Source organism: Trueperella bialowiezensis (genome assembly GCF_900637955.1).
GTDB classification, from domain to species: domain Bacteria; phylum Actinomycetota; class Actinomycetes; order Actinomycetales; family Actinomycetaceae; genus Trueperella; species Trueperella bialowiezensis.
Genome location: NZ_LR134476.1, coordinates 1,705,394 through 1,719,158, shown reverse-complemented (window position 1 = coordinate 1,719,158; position 13,765 = coordinate 1,705,394). Strand labels below are relative to the sequence as shown.

The window sequence follows — 13,765 nt, the reverse complement described above, 5'->3', positions numbered from 1 at the left end:
ACGACCAGTCGTTTTTCGCTGTGGATTAGCCGAAAAACGAGTGGATATCAGGTGCGACGTATGGCTGTATGTACATGACCAAGAACCGCCTGGCTGGCGGGCAAACATGATGAAAGGACTGGTCATGAGCGAATTACATATCGAAATCGGTGAGCTGATCGAAGCAGGCATCAACATCTACGATACCGACGAGGCCTACCAGGAAGCGAAGGTGCGCGGCTACCGGCTCTTACCTAGGCTGATCGAACGGGATCCGAACGGCTATCTCGACTTGGTTTTCTCTTGGTTCGACGGTGAAGGCGTGGTGGCGGCATGACCACCATCACCTTTGAACCGCATGAGGCAGGCCGTAAGAAACTCACTGGCACCATCGCCAACCTGCTCGGCGTAGCGGCGGTCTATGCGGGGACGCCATCATTTGCCTACCAGATCGGTCAGGCCACACTCGACCGCCACTGGACACTCACGCTACCTGATGGCGTGGACGCCAAGGCGGTGCGCCAGGCAGCTGCGCAGGCCGGATTCACCACAATAACGACTAGCGGCACGACGGCGCCCACCAGCGCCGGTGAGGCGGGCGAGATTGGGCTGACGGTCGTGGTGCCCGCTGATGGGTGGACGAGCCGTACGCGCGCCAACCTGGGCGCCTTGTTGGCCGCGAAAGGTGACCTGATCGCCCGCGCACTCAAGATTGAGGCAACACCGGTGGAGTTCACCTGTGACACGGTGGTCTTCCCGTGGTTTGCCACCATGCCGAGTAAAGAAGTAGGCGAGGCGGCGGCCTGGTTGATCACGGCATTATGCGACCGGGCAGCGACCGCGACCCGGATTCGTAGCAAACCGCCCGTGCCGGGTAATGATAAGTACACGATGCGCTGCTTCCTCATCTCGCTGGGCTGTATCGGCCCTGAGCACAAGACCACCCGGAAAGTGCTCCTAGCCAACCTGGAAGGTGATAGTGCCTGGCGCACCCCACCCAGCGGTGAACGAGACATCGCACAATCACATGGAAAATAGGCGGTGATCAGGGTGAATATGACTGGATACGTGGGCGAACGTATGGCTGTATATACACACGGCACACCTCAGGGAAAGGACCGGCAGCCATGACCACGACCACCAGCCAAGAGAACACCAAACGGTTGATTGCCCGCGCAGCAGAGCTGGGTTACACGATCATCGAGATCAACCCCGATGCGAATCGGATTGAGCTGATCCCCACCGACCCGGCCTCCTACACTCCACCGATGACGCGGGAGTGGGCAACCGGTCAGTGGCTGGTGCAGACCACCACCTACGGCCCACTTGCACCTGATGAGATCGGCAGAGTGGTCGATGGTTACCAGCAGGCGACCATCATGGCGAGCCTAGTCGAGCGGCTCGACGCTGCTAGCCTGGCACCCTATCGGATGACCCGATAATCCCGGCATCTGGCCGCAAGGTTATCCCTGCTCCGGGCAGGGGTTTCCTTGTCATTACGCTCGTGAATCTGAGGGATGTAGACCACTATTTTTCCTTGAAAATAAGCCAAAAATGAGTGGATATACCGTGGAAGGTATGGCTGTATATACATAACGAAACCACACCGGAAAGGACAATGACAGCCATGACCACAACGAAGATCACCACCGAAGAACTCCAGCGCAGGGTTGACTCCTACGGGGCGGTCCTCGCCCACGGCAACTACGTGCTCGCCACTTTCGCTACCTGGACGAAGGACGAAGGCTTCGGCAATAACGCGCAGGTCTACCGGCTGATCGAAGAACCAATCAACGGGTTCGGCCCAGACACGCGCGGTTTCAACGAATGCGGCCTGGAGCTAGTTACCGAAGCCGACCACTTGTTTGCTGATGCCGGACACGCGATTGCCTGGACGCTCACCCACATCTAAACGCTCACCCAACCGTTCACACCGCCCGGTAGGCAATAACCTGTCTGGCGGTGTGGCCCGTTAGTGATGTATCTGGCTAAAAATAGCCCCTGATCAGGGCGAATACGACTGGATATAGCCTGGCAGGTATGGCTGTATATACATGACCAAACGAGAACAAAGGAGAAGGTCATGAACAAGACAACCGCCAACCAGCTGCTACAGATCGCGAAGAACCACAGCTTCGAGATCGCCAACCGAGGCGACCTCGACCAGCGGATGAACGACAGCGAAGACTTCATCGAAGTCAGCGTCTGGGGATTGAAAGCGATGCTCGCCGAAGCCTACAAGCTCGGCCAACAACAGGCCCGCTAACCCGGCCCCAAGCCCGGCAGCCCCATCACCTGGATGGGGCACCGCTCGTACGACACGCCCCAACTCGTGGGGCTTTTCTTATGCCCAACTGGAAGGAACCGTCTGCCATGACCGCCTATACGCCGACACCGTTCATGGCCGAAGGCTCCACCTACGACCGACGCAAAGCCGACTATGCGGTCGCGTTCATCCAAGCCCTGCGCCACACCAAAGGAAGGTGGGCAGGCAAACCCTTCACGCTTTTACCGTGGCAGGAAAAGATCGTGCGTGACCTATTCGGCACCGTCAAAGCTGACGGATACCGCCAGTTCACTACCGCCTACGTCGAAATCCCCAAAAAGCAAGGCAAGAGCGAGTTAGCAGCCGGGATCGCGCTGCTGCTCACGTGTGGGGATGGTGAGCAGGCCGCCGAAGTGTATGGGTGTGCAGCAGACCGGCAACAAGCCAGCATCGTCTTTGAAGTGGCAGCAGATATGGTGCGCCAATCACCAGCCCTTTCCAAACGCGTTAAAATCCTGTCGAGCCAGAAGCGGATCATCTACAAACCTACCAACAGCTTCTACCAAGTATTGTCTGCTGAGGCGTACTCCAAGCACGGGTTCAACATCTCCGGCGTCGTCTTCGATGAGTTGCACACTCAGCCGAACCGGGCGCTGTTTGATGTGATGACGAAAGGATCAGGCGATGCCAGATCCCAGCCCCTCTACTTTTTGATTACGACGGCTGGCACCGATACTCACTCGATTTGCTATGAGCAGCACCAAAAAGCTGACGATATTCTCGCAGGCAAAAAGCACGACCCGACGTTCTACCCGGTCATCTACGGAGCAGATCCAGACGATGACTGGACAGACGAAGCTGTCTGGGCGAAAGCTAATCCCAGTCTTGGGGTCACCGTGCCAATCGAGAAAGTCCGCGCCGCCTGCAACTCTGCCCGGCAAAACCCTGCCGAAGAGAACACGTTTCGGCAGTTGAGGCTCAACCAGTGGGTAAAACAATCAGTGCGATGGATGCCCATGCACGTGTGGAACAACAACGATGCTCCAGTCGATCTAGACGAGCTGGAAGGCCGTCCCTGCTACGGCGGCCTCGATCTCGCCTCCACGACGGACATCACCGCGTTCGTGCTCGTCTTCCCACCCTACGGATCGGATGAGAAATACCAGATCGCGCCGTGGTTTTGGATCCCCGAAGACAACCTTGACCTTCGCGTGGCGCGTGATCACGTGCCCTACGACCTGTGGCAACAACAGGGTTTCTTGGACACCACTGAAGGTAACGTCGTCCATTACGCGCACATCGAGCACCACATCGAACAGTTAGGTGCCCGGTTCGATATCCGTGAGATCGCCTACGACCGGTGGGGTGCGGTACAAATGAGCCAAAACCTCCACGACGCAGGCTTCACCGTCGTCCCCTTCGGCCAAGGCTTCAAAGACATGAGCCCACCATCCAAAGAACTGATGAAACTCGCCCTCGAAGGCAAGCTCGCCCACGGCGGCCACCCCGTGCTCGCGTGGATGGTCGACAACATCCACGTACGCACCGACCCGGCAGGAAACATCAAACCCGACAAACAAAAATCCACCGAGAAAATCGACGGCGTCGTGGCCACCATCATGGCCTTAGACCGCGCCATTAGAGGCGGCAACACCAACACGAACAGCTCGGTGTATGACTCTCGTGGGCTGCTGGTGTTCTAACCGCCATGTTGGTGGGCGACATTAATGTCGGAGGCTCTTCGTATCGTTGTCACAGGACGACCTAACCGACATTGAGGAGCCCTGATGATCAATTACGACCAGTACAAAAACGACGCCGATTTCATGACGATTCTCAACGAGCTGCGGAGCAACTGCCTGTCTAGCGCCGATGAAATCGTTGACAGAACCGACCTGGATTGGGATGTCGTTGATCAACATTTTGATCTTGCCCAAGCGATTGTTGCCGAAGAGCTCGAGCACGGGATTGTCTTCGATCCCTACGGAGCCAGCATCGTCGAAGAGCTCAAGGTGTACTTTTCACAACACTAACCGGCCACCACGACCACCACAGGGCACCTCCCACTGCTACGTGCGAGGTGCCTTCTTATTGTCACGAAGGAACACAGATGGGCTTTCTGAACTGGCTACGCGGCACCAAAACCCGCACAACCACCGATCACGCTATCGGCTCTAGCTATTCCTTCTTATTTGGGCCGACATCGTCGGGCCGTCCCGTCACCGAACGTAGCGCGATGCAGATGACGGCCGTCTACTCGTGCGTGCGGATTCTAGCTGAAGCAATCGCCGGGTTACCGCTGCACGTTTACCGCCGAGAGGCGGATGGATCGAAAGTCAAAGCGACCGACCACAGCCTGTACCGGTTGTTGCACGATGAACCGAACCCGGAAATGACGAGCTTTGTGTTCCGCGAAACGTTGATGACGCACCTACTTTTATGGGGTAACGCGTTTGCTCAAGTGATCCGCAACGGGCTAGGCGAAGTGATCGGGTTGTATCCGCTCATGCCCAACCGGATGACGGTCGGCCGTGATCTGGACACCAAACAGCTCTATTACGAGTACCAAACCTCGTGGGATGAACCAGCAGGCCAGTGGGAACGCGTCCGGCTCACCCCTGGTGACGTGCTGCATATCCCAGGTCTTGGGTTTGATGGGCTGGTGGGCTATTCGCCGATTGCGATGGCGAAAAACGCTATCGGCCTCGCCCAAGCAACCGAAGATTATGGCGCGAGTTTCTTCGCTAACGGTGCCGCCCCAGGAGGCGTACTGGAACACCCAGGCACGATCAAAGACCCCAGCCGGGTGCGCGAATCATGGCAGGCCACATTCGGTGGAGCCCGCAATGGTAACAAGGTCGCGGTGTTGGAAGAAGGCATGAAATACACGCCGATTTCCGTCAGCCCAGAGCAAGCACAATTCTTAGAGACCCGTAAGTTTCAGATCAACGAGATCGCACGTATTTTCCGGATCCCACCGCACATGATCGGCGACCTCGACAAATCCAGTTTCAGCAATATTGAGCAGCAGTCGTTGGAGTTTGTGAAGTACACGTTGGATCCGTGGGTGATCCGATGGGAACAAGCCATCAACAAAACCCTGCTGTCGGAGCGCGAGAAGCCTTCGGTGTTTGTGAAGTTCAACGTCGAAGGCTTGTTGCGTGGGGATTACGAGTCACGGATGAACGGGTATGCCACTGCCCGCCAGAACGGGTGGATGAGCGCGAATGATATCCGCGCGTTAGAAAACCTCGACCGGATACCTGAAGACCAAGGCGGAGACGTCTACCTGGTCAACGGCAACATGCTCCCGCTCCCCATGGCAGGAGCCTACGCCACCACCACGACAGACCCGGCTGCCGATACAGACCATGCTGCTAGCCCGCCACCCGATGACGCTGCGGCACAGCACAGTAGTGAAAGGAAAAGATAGATGAGGCGGTTTTGGAACTGGGAACCAGATGGTTCCACAACTGATAGCCCGGCTGGGGATCCTGGCCGGGTTTTGCGTATTAACGGGGTGATCGCAGAAGAATCATGGTTCGACGACGATGTCACCCCAGCCCTGTTCGCCTCCGAACTGAACGCCGGATCTGGGGATGTGACGGTGTGGATCAATTCCCCGGGCGGGGATGTGGTGGCTGCCGCGCAGATCTACAACATGCTGCTCGATTACCCGGGGCAGGTGCGGGTGTGTATTGACGGGATCGCAGCCTCCGCTGCTTCGGTGATTGCGATGGCAGGTTCCACGGTGGCGATGTCGCCGGTGTCGATGTTGATGATCCATAACCCCGCCACGCTAGCAATCGGTGATAGAGATGAGCTCGCCCGGGCCATGGCGATGCTGGAGGCGGTCAAAGACTCCATCATCAACGCCTACGAGCTCAAAACCGGCCTGTCGAGAGCCAAGCTCGCCCGGTTGATGGATGCCGAAACCTGGATGGACGCGAAAGCCGCCATCGCCATGGGGTTCGCCGATGACTACCTCACCGGCACCACCACTAAGCCCACTGACCCCGATGATGACGAGGCCGACGACAACGAAACCGACCCGCCTGATGAGGATGATGACCAGCATCGACAGTCGTTGCCGGTTAAGGAGAACATGCGGGGTGGTGTGGTGTTTTCCCGCCGTGCTAGCGAGCAACGCCTCGTCGCTCATCTTGCTGATGGATCACCACCCCAAAGCCCGCCACCTGCTGTGCCTTGTGGTCGGCGGGTGGTTGACCTGTACGCCCAGTTAACGAATCAACCCTACTAACCCTGATTGGAGAACTCTTATGTCTACTGTGACTATTTCTGACCTACGCATCCGCCGTGCCGAGGCATGGCAGAAAGCTAAAGCGTTTCTTGATGAACGCCGTGATACTGAGTCTGGCTGCCTGTCTGCCGAAGACGATCAGACCTATGCGCGGATGGAAGCTGACATTGAACGGCTCACTGCTGAGATCGCCCGTAGTGAGCGCGCTGAGCGTCGGGACGCGGAGCTGGCCAGGGCCACTCACATGCCGCTGACGTCCATGCCTGGCCTTACTACGGAAGATTCCCAGCCGCAGACAGGGCGAGCATCGGCCTCGTATAAGCGCGCGTTTTGGGACGCGATGCGACTCAACGCCAGCCCGCTTGAGGTACGCAACGCACTATCTGAAGGTGTCGATTCTGAGGGCGGCTATCTGGTACCAGATGAGTTTGAACGCACCTTGGTGCAATCGCTCGCGGATCAGAACGTGATGCGCGGTTTGGCGAAGGTCATTCAAACCACGTCCGGGGATCGTAAAATCCCGGTCGTGTCCACACGCGGCACGGCAGGCTGGTTGGATGAGGGCAGCCCGTATACCGAATCCGACGAAGTGTTTAGCCAGGTGACGCTGAGCGCGTTCAAGCTGGGCACGTTCCTGAAAATCTCCGAAGAGCTGCTCAATGATGCGGCCTTCGATGTGGAGAGCTATTTGGCCTCAGAGTTTGCTCGCCGGATCGGGGCGGCCGAAGAAGAAGCCTTCCTCGTGGGCACCGGCTCTGGTCAGCCGACCGGTATCTTCACCGCTCATGGCGGCCAGGTAGGTGTGACTGCGGCGAAGGCGACGGACATTACGGCCGATGAGCTGATCGACTTGCACTATTCTCTGCGGGCACCGTATCGCAAGAACGCAGTGTGGCTGATGAACGACGCCACCGTGAAAACCGTGCGCAAGCTCAAGGACGGTCAGGGCCAGTATTTGTGGCAGCCCGCGCTCACTGCCGGTAGCCCGGACATGATCCTCGGCAAACCGGTCTACACCTCAGCGTTCGTGCCGGAAATCAAGTCGGGTGCGCGCACGGTCGCCTTCGGTGACTTGGGCTATTACTGGATCGCTGACCGGCAAGGCCGCTCGTTCAAACGCCTCAACGAACTATTCGCCACCTCCGGCCAGGTCGGATTCCTTGCCTCTCAACGCTTGGACGGCAAACTCGTCCTGCCAGAAGCCGTCAAAGTGCTCACCCAAAAGACCGGAGCCTAACCTGCCCCGGCATCCGCGAAAGGAAAGGAGGTGGCAGCCTAATGTCCACACCCACACCGCAGGCCGATTTGGTTGCGCTGGTGAAGGCGAACCTGATCGTGGCTCATGATGAGGATGACGCTTTGATTGGTTCGTTGGTGGAAGCTGCCACCTCCTACGCGGTGGCCTACCAACACCTCGACGATGGCCACTACGACAACCAGCCAATGTCAGGAGCGACCCGGCAAGCCATCGTGTTACTAGCGAGCCATTTTTATGAATCCCGTGATGGCTCGACGGCAGGGTTTTGGGCAGACAAACCCGAAGCAGCCAAAGCCGTATGGAACGCAGCCAACACTCTGCTGCGCCTTGATCGAGAATGGAAAATCTGATGGCCAGTATCGGCTCCATGCATGAAACCATCGACCTCATCACCCCCATCCCAGTCCGTGATCAGGCCGGGTTCACCACGACAACCGACCAGATTGTGGCGTCGGTGAGGGCCTATCGGGAAGTCCGCCACGCGTCGGCTGCGTGGGTTAACCGAGCCGCCTTCACGAAAGCCACCGTTTTGTTCCGCATCCGAACAATCCCCGGCCTGGACATCAGCGAGGAGATGGAGATCGCTACCCATGATGGCCGCTACGTGATCGACAGCGTGGAGACACTCGGACGGTATGTCGAAATCCTCGCCCACCACACCACCGCTGAAGGGAGCTAACCCATGGCACGCGCTCAGATCAAACTGCCCACCGCGTTCATCGACGCTCTCGACGCAGCAAGTGCCATCGTCGACACGTCCGCTGAAGACGTACTCAAAGCTGGGGCGGCCGTGGTTGAACCGCGCCTGCGAGCAAACCTGACCGCCGCCATCGGACAAGGCGTCACACCGTCGCGGTCAACCGGGCAACTCCTGGCCGCGTTAGGGACGACCTCAGTGAAGGTGAACTCTCGTGGTGAGTACAACCTGAAAGTCGGGTTTGCGGAAAACCGGTCTGATGGCAGGTCGAATGCGTTGATCGCCAACGTTCTCGAACACGGCCGCTCCAACCAAGCCGCCCGCCCGTTTCTAGCGCCCACCCGCAACCAAACCCGCAAACCCGCAACCGAGGCAATGAAACACACCCTCACAGCAGCCATCAACCAGATAGCACCATGACCACCGCGCCTTTACTCCAACGCCTCACAGCTGTGGCCGACCAGCTCGGCCTGCCACTAGCAGTAGGCATCTACGCCGACAGCCCCGCACCCGACACCTACCTCGTGGTGACACCCCTGAGCGACGTGTTCGAGGTGTTTGCTGACAACCAACCTGGCATCGAGGTTGAAGAAGCCCGCATCTCTGTGTTCACCAAAGCCAACTATCTACCCGTACGCAACCAGCTCACCGCCGCCCTTATGGAGGCTGGGTTGACGGTCACGGCACGCAGATACGTCGGCTACGAGCCCGATACCGGCTATCACCACTACAGCATCGACATTGCCACCTACACCCACTACCGATCATGAAAGGAACACATCAATGGCCACAATTGGTTTAGACAAGCTCTACTACGCCACCATCACCGAGGATCCCGCCAGCGGGGCAGAAACCTATGGCACTCCCACCCAGCTAGCGAAAGCAATCTCAGCCGAGCTCTCCGTCGAGCTTGCTGAGGCGATCTTGTATGCCGATGACGGGGCATCCGAGATCGTCAAAGAATTCAAATCCGGCACCCTCACCCTCGGGGTGGATGACCTGGGCACAGAGGTGGCTGCCGCGCTGACTGGTGCAACCGTTGACACTAACGGGGTGTTGATCTCGACCTCGGAAGATAACACCACACCGGTGGCGATTGGTTTCCGAGCCGCACGCTCGAACGGGAAATACCAGTACTTTTGGTTGTACCGGGTCAAGTTCGCGCTACCTGCCACCACGCTGGCGACGAAGGCTGACTCGATTACGTTTTCCACCCCGACGATTGAAGGCACGATCCTGCGCCGTAACAAACCCGACGCGAAAGGTCGTCACCCGTGGAAAGCCGAAGTCACCGAAGGCGGGCCTGGGGTCAAGGCCGAGACGATCACCAACTGGTACAAGCAGGTCTACGAACCTGCTACCACGACCCGGGCGAGCAGCTAACCAAAAGGAGAAGTTTTCATGGCAAAGACAAAGCAAACTCAGCCTAATCAGCCTGCAGGTGACTCGTCGGTGGTGATTGGTGGGCAATCCTATGAGCTGATTTTGACCACGCGCGCTACCCGGCAGATCGCTGCCCGCTATGGCGGGCTAGAAAACCTTGGCCAAGCGTTAGAAGCCAGTGAGGATTTCGCTGCCACGCTCGGTGAGGTGATCTGGCTGATCACCTTGTTGGCGAACCAGTCGGTCGCGATCCACAACCTTACCCATCCAGATGACCAGCGCGAAGAGCTGACGGTGGAGGCGGTCGAGTTGTTGACGGTACCGGCTGATATTGCTGACTACCGCCAGGCGATCAGTGCTGCGTTACAGCACGGCACCAGGCGGGCAATCGAAACGGTGCCAGCCCCAAAAGACCCGGCCAAGGACGCCTAAATGGCAGCGTTGATGCCACGTTCACCCGCCTGACCTACATCGGGCTCGCCCACCTGGGTCTACCCCTGGTGGAAGTGGAGTTGATGGTGTTCGGACGGTTATTAGATCTAGTGGATTGTTGGCTGATCGACACCGGACGGGCAGAACCCGTGAGGCATTGGTTTATCGACGACATTATCCCCGCAGGCATCTAAAACGGCATTGTGTAAGGAGGTGCGGATATGGCTGACTCCAGTTTCGGGCTCAAGATCGGGTTGGAAGGTGAGCGGGAGTTCAAGCGCGCGATTACCGATATTAACCGCGAGATGCGCGTGCTCGGCAGCGAGATGAAGCTGGTGGCCTCCCAGTTTGATAAGAACGACCAGTCTGCCTCGGCGTTAACGGCGCGCAATCAAGTTCTGTCGAAAGAGATCGACGCCCAAAAATCTAAGATCGAAACCCTTCGAGCAGCCTTGGATAATTCTGCTGCCTCCTTTGGTGAGAATGACTCGCGGACGAAGAACTGGCAGATCCAGCTCAATAACGCCCAAGCGGTGCTCAACGGGCTGGAAAAAGAACTCGCCGACAACAACTCCCAACTCGACAGTTTCGCTGACCACACCGATGAGGCCGGAGATGATGCGGCTGATGCGGCCAAAGACGCTTCCAAGCTCGAAGACGCGGTCGACGAGTTGGGTGGCGAACTCGACGACACTGCGGGCAAGACCCGCACGTTTGGTGATGTGCTGAAAGCCAACCTGGCCTCTGAAGCCATCGTGGCTGGGGTCAAAGGCATCGTGAGCGCTGTTGCTGGGGTAGCTAAAGGGTTCGCTTCAGCGATGAAAGACGGCGTGGAATACAACGCCCGCATGGAGCAATACACCACCAGTTTCACCACCATGCTTGGTGACCAGGCCAAAGCCCAACAACTGGTCAACGATTTGAAGGTGGAAGCTGCCCGTACACCGTTTGGGATGGAAGACCTCGCCAAAAACACCCAAACGCTGATGGCGTTCGGAATATCGGCTGATGAGGCCCAGCTACGCCTGAAACAGTTAGGTGATATTTCCCAAGGCGATGCAGTCAAACTTGAATCGTTAACGCTGGCGTTCGCGCAAATGAGCTCGACGGGCAAACTCACCGGGCAAGACCTGAATCAGATGATCAACGCCGGGTTCAACCCGTTAGAGGAAATCTCCCGCAAAACCGGCAAGTCTATCGGCGAGTTGAAAGAGGAGATGGGTAAAGGCGCGATCTCAGCCGAGATGGTCGCTGACGCGTTCGCTAGCGCCACCAGCGAGGGTGGCCGGTTTTATGGGGCGATGGACGCCCAATCGAAAACGTTTTCTGGCCAGCTCGCCACGCTAGAAGACGGGGTGGCAAACCTGAAAGGTCTGCTCGCTACCGGTCTGTCAGAATCGCTTGCTGGCACAGTGTTGCCGATGGTCAACGGCTGGGTCGATGAGCTCACGGCCGCGTTCGAACAAGGCGGCACACCCGCCTTGCTTGACACCCTCGGTGACGTGTTGCAAGAAGCGTTAACGTTTATCGCCGAGCAACTACCTGTGGTGGTTGAGTCGGGCATGTCGATCCTGCTCGCACTGATCGAAGGCATCATCGAAGTGCTACCCAGCTTGGCGGAGACTGCCGTTCAACTGGTGACCGCATTAGTGGAGGCGCTGATTGAAGCGCTGCCACTGTTATTAGAGGCGGCGATTGAAGTGATCGCCACGCTCGCGACTGGGATTGGCGAAGCGTTGCCGGAGTTAATCCCTGCAGCGGTGGAGATGATCACCACGCTGGTGACCTCACTGGTGGAAAACCTGCCGTTGCTTCTTGATGCCGCGTTGCAGCTAATCATGGGGCTAGCCGAAGGGCTCATCGCCGCCTTACCGGTGTTGATCGAATCGTTGCCACAGATTATTAGGGCGATTATTGATTTTCTGGTCGCAGCGATCCCGCAACTGATCGACACCGGCATCCGGCTATTGACCGCACTCGTCGATGCGTTGCCACAGATTATCTCAGCAATTGTCGCGGTCTTACCCCAGATCGTCTCGGCTATCGTGGATGGGATTATCCGCCTGGTAGGCCAAGTCGCCAAGGCTGGGGTGCGGTTGTTGACCGCGCTAATTAGTGAACTACCACAGATCATCTCCACCGTCGTTAGTGGTGTGGGCCAGTTGTTGGAGTCGATCCTGCGCGCCTTGGCAGGAGGCGTATCACGGATGGCCTCTGCCGGAGCTGATCTAGTGCGCGGGCTGTGGAACGGCATCCAATCACTTGCCGGATGGCTATGGGACAAGGTCTCCAGCTGGTGTAGCGATATTTGGGATGGCATCCTCGGCTTCTTCGGCATCCACTCCCCGTCCAAGGAAATGGCCTGGGTGGGCCACATGCTCACCGAAGGGCTGGCCGACGGTATCACCGCCACCGGAAAACAAGCCGTGGACGCAGCACACGACATGGCAAGCGACACCCTCGCAGCCATGACCACGCTGACTGAGGGCATCACAGTCCCAGTCACCACCACGGTCGATCCAGTGCGCGTGCCCGACATTGAACTTGCGCCCATGACGGCACACACCAGCCAAGCGTTCTCTGATAGCCGTAGTGGGAGTGGGGTGGATGTGGCATCGGTTGTTGACCAGACCACTCGACGGGTGTTGCAAGGGTTGGATATCAAGGTGGTGCTCAACGATGGCACGCTGGTCGGCAAACTGGCTCCTGGCTTGAATCGTCAGTTAGCCCGGTTGAGTAACCATCACAGCGTGCTGACCGGAGGTGTCATCTAATGCGAGGCTTCGCACTCAACCACACGACCAGTTCAGCGTCATTGGGGCTGCGGCTCGCAGGCTTAGTTGAGATCCCTGCCGCTCGGCGGGTAGTGGAAGATATCGAGGTCGCTGGACGGGCAGGCACCCTCACCCGGCTCGGCGGCTGGCACGACACCCTCATCACACTGCCACTAGCCATAAACCTCACCAAAGGTACTCATGTCTTTGACAAGGCAGCAGTGGCATTAATGAGCGCTACCACTATCGGGCTGTCGGGAGAGCCCGGGGTTTTCCGACACATCAAACACGCCAGCGTTTCTCCGCTGCGCCGCGAACTAGCCAGTTGGGGCATGTTCGATGTCGAACTTACCTGTGCTCCGTTTACCTACCTCGATAGTGGGCTGGAAACGGTCACGTTAACTAAGAGCGGGCAGGTAAATAATCCAGGGCTGATTGAATCCGCGCCGATCATCACCGTCTATGGCACCGGCAGGCTCACGCTCACCATCAACAACACTGCGTATCAGGTGAGTGCGCCTGCTGGGCAGGTCACGCTGGACTCAGCGCGGCTGGTCGCCCACGTGGCTGGCCGGATCCAAACCGATGCACTGACCGGTGATTTTCCACGCCTTACCCCAGGCAGCAACACGTTCACCTTCGGGGCTGGGGTGAGCCGGGTTGAGATTACCGGTAATTGGCGATCCCTGTAACCGCGTTTTGTTGTTTGTCTGCG

Annotated in this window: 18 protein-coding genes; all 18 read left to right on the top strand. The window is 58.0% G+C overall.

Going from position 1 to position 13,765, the window contains the following annotated elements; genetic code table 11:
- Window positions 1-124: 124 nt before the first annotated feature.
- The 18 genes from EL234_RS07795 to EL234_RS07710 all read left to right on the top strand — a co-directional run bounded on the left by EL234_RS07795 (window position 125) and on the right by EL234_RS07710 (window position 13,742).
- Window positions 125-316 carry a cell division protein gene (locus EL234_RS07795; protein WP_126416920.1) on the top strand — a complete coding sequence of 64 codons (192 nt, stop codon included), beginning with the start codon at window positions 125-127 and terminating at the stop codon, window positions 314-316.
- Window positions 313-1,017, top strand: coding sequence for a hypothetical protein (locus tag EL234_RS07790; protein WP_126416919.1), 705 nt, complete (start codon window positions 313-315; stop codon window positions 1,015-1,017). The genes EL234_RS07795 and EL234_RS07790 overlap by 4 nt, the downstream gene beginning before the upstream one ends.
- Window positions 1,018-1,106: 89 nt before the next feature.
- On the top strand, window positions 1,107-1,421 hold the full coding sequence (locus EL234_RS07785) for a hypothetical protein (protein WP_126416918.1): 315 nt from the start codon (window positions 1,107-1,109) through the stop codon (window positions 1,419-1,421).
- Window positions 1,422-1,606: 185 nt separating this feature from the next.
- Window positions 1,607-1,891 carry an Nmad4 family putative nucleotide modification protein gene (locus tag EL234_RS07780; protein ID WP_126416917.1) on the top strand — a complete coding sequence of 95 codons (285 nt, stop codon included), beginning with the start codon at window positions 1,607-1,609 and terminating at the stop codon, window positions 1,889-1,891.
- Window positions 1,892-2,062: 171 nt separating this feature from the next.
- A complete protein-coding gene (locus tag EL234_RS07775; RefSeq protein WP_126416916.1) occupies window positions 2,063-2,245 on the top strand; it encodes a DUF6900 domain-containing protein in 183 nt (60 codons plus the stop codon).
- Between the two features lie 107 nt (window positions 2,246-2,352).
- On the top strand, window positions 2,353-3,948 hold the full coding sequence (locus EL234_RS07770) for a terminase large subunit (protein WP_126416915.1): 1,596 nt from the start codon (window positions 2,353-2,355) through the stop codon (window positions 3,946-3,948).
- An 84-nt stretch (window positions 3,949-4,032) separates the two neighbouring features.
- Window positions 4,033-4,278: a hypothetical protein gene (locus EL234_RS07765; protein ID WP_126416914.1), complete on the top strand. Its 246-nt coding sequence runs from the start codon at window positions 4,033-4,035 to the stop codon at window positions 4,276-4,278.
- A 77-nt stretch (window positions 4,279-4,355) separates the two neighbouring features.
- The gene (locus EL234_RS07760; protein ID WP_241968986.1) at window positions 4,356-5,678 is read left to right on the top strand and encodes a phage portal protein; all 1,323 of its coding nucleotides are present in this window, start codon (window positions 4,356-4,358) and stop codon (window positions 5,676-5,678) included.
- Window positions 5,679-6,506, top strand: coding sequence for a head maturation protease, ClpP-related (locus tag EL234_RS07755; protein ID WP_126416913.1), 828 nt, complete (start codon window positions 5,679-5,681; stop codon window positions 6,504-6,506).
- A 19-nt stretch (window positions 6,507-6,525) separates the two neighbouring features.
- Window positions 6,526-7,743, top strand: a complete 1,218-nt coding sequence (locus EL234_RS07750; protein WP_126416912.1) for a phage major capsid protein — start codon at window positions 6,526-6,528, stop codon at window positions 7,741-7,743.
- A 41-nt stretch (window positions 7,744-7,784) separates the two neighbouring features.
- Window positions 7,785-8,114: a head-tail connector protein gene (locus tag EL234_RS07745; RefSeq protein ID WP_126416911.1), complete on the top strand. Its 330-nt coding sequence runs from the start codon at window positions 7,785-7,787 to the stop codon at window positions 8,112-8,114.
- Entirely contained in the window at window positions 8,114-8,443 is a 330-nt protein-coding gene (locus tag EL234_RS07740; RefSeq protein ID WP_126416910.1) for a phage head completion protein, read from the top strand. Before EL234_RS07745 ends, EL234_RS07740 begins: the two co-directional genes overlap by 1 nt.
- 3 nt (window positions 8,444-8,446) lie before the next feature.
- Window positions 8,447-8,881 carry an HK97-gp10 family putative phage morphogenesis protein gene (locus EL234_RS07735; protein ID WP_126416909.1) on the top strand — a complete coding sequence of 145 codons (435 nt, stop codon included), beginning with the start codon at window positions 8,447-8,449 and terminating at the stop codon, window positions 8,879-8,881.
- Entirely contained in the window at window positions 8,878-9,231 is a 354-nt protein-coding gene (locus EL234_RS07730) for a hypothetical protein (RefSeq protein ID WP_126416908.1), read from the top strand. Before EL234_RS07735 ends, EL234_RS07730 begins: the two co-directional genes overlap by 4 nt.
- A gap of 13 nt (window positions 9,232-9,244) precedes the next feature.
- A complete protein-coding gene (locus EL234_RS07725; protein WP_126416907.1) occupies window positions 9,245-9,844 on the top strand; it encodes a major tail protein in 600 nt (199 codons plus the stop codon).
- An 18-nt stretch (window positions 9,845-9,862) separates the two neighbouring features.
- Window positions 9,863-10,276 carry a hypothetical protein gene (locus EL234_RS07720; protein WP_126416906.1) on the top strand — a complete coding sequence of 138 codons (414 nt, stop codon included), beginning with the start codon at window positions 9,863-9,865 and terminating at the stop codon, window positions 10,274-10,276.
- A 221-nt stretch (window positions 10,277-10,497) separates the two neighbouring features.
- A complete protein-coding gene (locus EL234_RS07715) occupies window positions 10,498-13,050 on the top strand; it encodes a phage tail protein (RefSeq protein WP_126416905.1) in 2,553 nt (850 codons plus the stop codon).
- Window positions 13,050-13,742: a hypothetical protein gene (locus tag EL234_RS07710; RefSeq protein WP_126416904.1), complete on the top strand. Its 693-nt coding sequence runs from the start codon at window positions 13,050-13,052 to the stop codon at window positions 13,740-13,742. Before EL234_RS07715 ends, EL234_RS07710 begins: the two co-directional genes overlap by 1 nt.
- Window positions 13,743-13,765: the final 23 nt, after the last annotated feature.

What these genes read in the sequence shown, in the direction of transcription:
- EL234_RS07760 (WP_241968986.1), top strand. Translation starts at nt 4,356, where the DNA reads ATGGGCTTTCTGAACTGGCTACGCGGCACCAAAACCCGCACAACCACC.
- EL234_RS07745 (WP_126416911.1), top strand. Translation starts at nt 7,785, where the DNA reads ATGTCCACACCCACACCGCAGGCCGATTTGGTTGCGCTGGTGAAGGCG.
- EL234_RS07780 (WP_126416917.1), top strand. Translation starts at nt 1,607, where the DNA reads ATGACCACAACGAAGATCACCACCGAAGAACTCCAGCGCAGGGTTGAC.
- EL234_RS07730 (WP_126416908.1), top strand. Translation starts at nt 8,878, where the DNA reads ATGACCACCGCGCCTTTACTCCAACGCCTCACAGCTGTGGCCGACCAG.
- EL234_RS07735 (WP_126416909.1), top strand. Translation starts at nt 8,447, where the DNA reads ATGGCACGCGCTCAGATCAAACTGCCCACCGCGTTCATCGACGCTCTC.
- EL234_RS07755 (WP_126416913.1), top strand. Translation starts at nt 5,679, where the DNA reads ATGAGGCGGTTTTGGAACTGGGAACCAGATGGTTCCACAACTGATAGC.
- EL234_RS07740 (WP_126416910.1), top strand. Translation starts at nt 8,114, where the DNA reads ATGGCCAGTATCGGCTCCATGCATGAAACCATCGACCTCATCACCCCC.
- EL234_RS07775 (WP_126416916.1), top strand. Translation starts at nt 2,063, where the DNA reads ATGAACAAGACAACCGCCAACCAGCTGCTACAGATCGCGAAGAACCAC.
- EL234_RS07725 (WP_126416907.1), top strand. Translation starts at nt 9,245, where the DNA reads ATGGCCACAATTGGTTTAGACAAGCTCTACTACGCCACCATCACCGAG.
- EL234_RS07790 (WP_126416919.1), top strand. Translation starts at nt 313, where the DNA reads ATGACCACCATCACCTTTGAACCGCATGAGGCAGGCCGTAAGAAACTC.
- EL234_RS07795 (WP_126416920.1), top strand. Translation starts at nt 125, where the DNA reads ATGAGCGAATTACATATCGAAATCGGTGAGCTGATCGAAGCAGGCATC.
- EL234_RS07770 (WP_126416915.1), top strand. Translation starts at nt 2,353, where the DNA reads ATGACCGCCTATACGCCGACACCGTTCATGGCCGAAGGCTCCACCTAC.
- EL234_RS07720 (WP_126416906.1), top strand. Translation starts at nt 9,863, where the DNA reads ATGGCAAAGACAAAGCAAACTCAGCCTAATCAGCCTGCAGGTGACTCG.
- EL234_RS07710 (WP_126416904.1), top strand. Translation starts at nt 13,050, where the DNA reads ATGCGAGGCTTCGCACTCAACCACACGACCAGTTCAGCGTCATTGGGG.
- EL234_RS07765 (WP_126416914.1), top strand. Translation starts at nt 4,033, where the DNA reads ATGATCAATTACGACCAGTACAAAAACGACGCCGATTTCATGACGATT.
- EL234_RS07750 (WP_126416912.1), top strand. Translation starts at nt 6,526, where the DNA reads ATGTCTACTGTGACTATTTCTGACCTACGCATCCGCCGTGCCGAGGCA.
- EL234_RS07785 (WP_126416918.1), top strand. Translation starts at nt 1,107, where the DNA reads ATGACCACGACCACCAGCCAAGAGAACACCAAACGGTTGATTGCCCGC.
- EL234_RS07715 (WP_126416905.1), top strand. Translation starts at nt 10,498, where the DNA reads ATGGCTGACTCCAGTTTCGGGCTCAAGATCGGGTTGGAAGGTGAGCGG.